The following is a 2018-nucleotide window of genomic DNA, read 5'->3' as shown; positions in this document are numbered from 1 at the left end:
GCAATTTTATATTTAGTTAAAGAAAGGGAATTGGGGTATGTCCAGTAAATTACCATGGACGAGGCTTTTTGCAGACAGATGGCTTGTTACTCTTGGTTGTTTGTCGCCGACCGAGAAATGTATCTATGTCATGTTGCGACTTCTAATGCTCCATACTGGTGAACCTATTTTAAAGGACTTAACGGTATTAGCTTTTTGGGTTGGTTATCCAGTAGAAGAGTTTGAAGCAGCTTTGAATTCCTTGATTGAGGGTGGATTCATCATACGTTTAGACAATGGTGGGTTGTGGAATTCAGAAGTTGAAAAAGAACTCAATAACGTCACTGAAGAGCTAGATAATTTCACTTGCAATAATATGGAGGTAAGGCATGTCTAATGGTATGCCGTGGATAAGATTTCATTTGTATGATTGGATTAGTGGTACAGATGGGATGACATTGGAACAACGGGGCGTTTATATAACACTTCTTGTTCGCATGTACGATAAAAAAGCACCCATTAAAGAAGATTTTGAAACGCTTGCACGTGCTTGCAATTGCTCGCAGAAAAAATTTGCAACTATTGTCGAATACTTAATGAGGAATGATAAACTTGTTGAGATAGATGGTGGGTTGTGGAATACGCGCGTTGAAGAAGAGCTAAAAGATTTTGCTGATAAAAAAGATCATATATCACAAATTCGTAGTGAAGCTGGTAAAAAAGGTGCACAAGCAAAAAACAATACAAAACAACATGTTAATAATTTTGCTGAAGCAAACGACAAGCAAAATGATTTTTTTGCTGAAGCAAAAGATAAGCAAAATCTAGCTATAAAGAACCAGAATAAGAATAATATATATAAAAAAAATAAAACTATCGTTTTATCAAAAAAAGAAACTGAATTTGAAGATTTAGAAACAACGGATTTGATTGAAGAGCCAATCGAGGTTGATGCGATTGAAAGCGAACCAAATCAAATCGCAACATCATCAGACAATCAACCTCCCATTCACGAGCAAGAAAACGTTCCTAAAAAAGCCAAGCGGGTTAAAGCCGATAGAGGTTGTCGATTGCCTGCGGATTTTGAACCCGATTACGATTTTGCAATCAACGAAGGCTTGCCTTCAGAGCGTGTGAAAGTCGAAATCGCAAAATTTAGAGATTATTGGAATGCCAAGGCAGGTAAGGACGCATGCAAAACGGATTGGCAAGCAACATGGCGCAACTGGGTACGCAAGGCAATTGAAGATTTACAGAAAGGAAAAAACTATGGAAAGTCAAGCACTGAAACAACAGTACAGCAGCGTGGATGGAGTTATCGCGTTGCACAGCACATGTCCAATATCAAAAATTCAGATAGTGTGTACAAATTTCTATTCGAGGATGACAACCGAACCACCATTCCATTGGAAGACAGGGCAAAAACCATTGATTGCAGAAGCGGAGAGAATTACTTCATTAGTTCATGATGCGTTGCAAAAGCTTGAAAAGAAAGCGACTGAAGAAGAAATTCAAACAACGTATCTTGTCCTTTCAAATGGACTTAAGAGCCCCATGGGATCAGATGAGAAAGCGACAGCGCTTGCGTATCTTTACGCTCTTGAAGGCATAAGCAGCTGGGTATTGCAAACGGCAACAAAGAACGCTTTGAAAGGCAAAGCCGAGGGCTTAAATTCGACCTTTATGCCCTCAACAGCAGATTTTTATCGTTATTGTAAGACGCTTGAAGGCAATATTCGCTTTCATGCAAAGCACATTCTTAGGAGCCTTGAAAAGCCTGAAAAGGAAACAAATAAAAAGGCACCGATGCCATCAGAACGCATAGAAAAGCTTCAAAAAGAACTTGAAGAAGTTTTAAAGGGCATTGAATGATAAACAGCAAAGTAGTGAAGTTTGCTGATGATTTTGAGAATAGATATGCGTTTAAATTGACAGAAAGGCACCGTACAGAGCGATTTAAATATTTTGTGATAAAAACCACATTGAAATTAAAAACGCTTCTATACGGTCCATTTTGAGGCAAATAAACCCATTGGTAA

General features: G+C 38.4%; 3 protein-coding genes. All 3 read left to right on the top strand.

Annotated features, from left to right (window positions below; translation table 11 throughout):
• The first annotated feature begins 37 nt into the window (after nucleotides 1–37).
• Genes ACFIMP_RS09555 through ACFIMP_RS09545 form a run of 3 tightly spaced genes read left to right on the top strand, consistent with a single transcriptional unit; the run spans nucleotide 38 to nucleotide 1851 of the window.
• A complete protein-coding gene (locus ACFIMP_RS09555) occupies nucleotides 38–376 on the top strand; it encodes a DUF1376 domain-containing protein (RefSeq protein ID WP_375638628.1) in 339 nt (112 codons plus the stop codon).
• Nucleotides 369–1448 (top strand): YdaU family protein, encoded by a 1080-nt coding sequence (locus tag ACFIMP_RS09550; RefSeq protein WP_375686326.1) that lies wholly within the window; start codon nucleotides 369–371, stop codon nucleotides 1446–1448. The genes ACFIMP_RS09555 and ACFIMP_RS09550 overlap by 8 nt, the downstream gene beginning before the upstream one ends.
• Nucleotides 1408–1851 (top strand): hypothetical protein, encoded by a 444-nt coding sequence (locus ACFIMP_RS09545; RefSeq protein ID WP_375613776.1) that lies wholly within the window; start codon nucleotides 1408–1410, stop codon nucleotides 1849–1851. The genes ACFIMP_RS09550 and ACFIMP_RS09545 overlap by 41 nt, the downstream gene beginning before the upstream one ends.
• Nucleotides 1852–2018: the final 167 nt, after the last annotated feature.

Source organism: Bartonella sp. AP65SXKL, assembly GCF_042195725.1.
In the GTDB taxonomy this organism is placed as follows: Bacteria; Pseudomonadota; Alphaproteobacteria; order Rhizobiales; family Rhizobiaceae; genus Bartonella.
The sequence above is the reverse complement of the archived record's forward strand: the minus strand, read 5'-3'. Positions and strand labels throughout refer to the sequence as shown.

Excerpts from the sequence above, each read along its gene's own strand:
- ACFIMP_RS09550 (WP_375686326.1), top strand. The coding sequence starts at position 369 with ATGTCTAATGGTATGCCGTGGATAAGATTTCATTTGTATGATTGGATT.
- ACFIMP_RS09555 (WP_375638628.1), top strand. The coding sequence starts at position 38 with ATGTCCAGTAAATTACCATGGACGAGGCTTTTTGCAGACAGATGGCTT.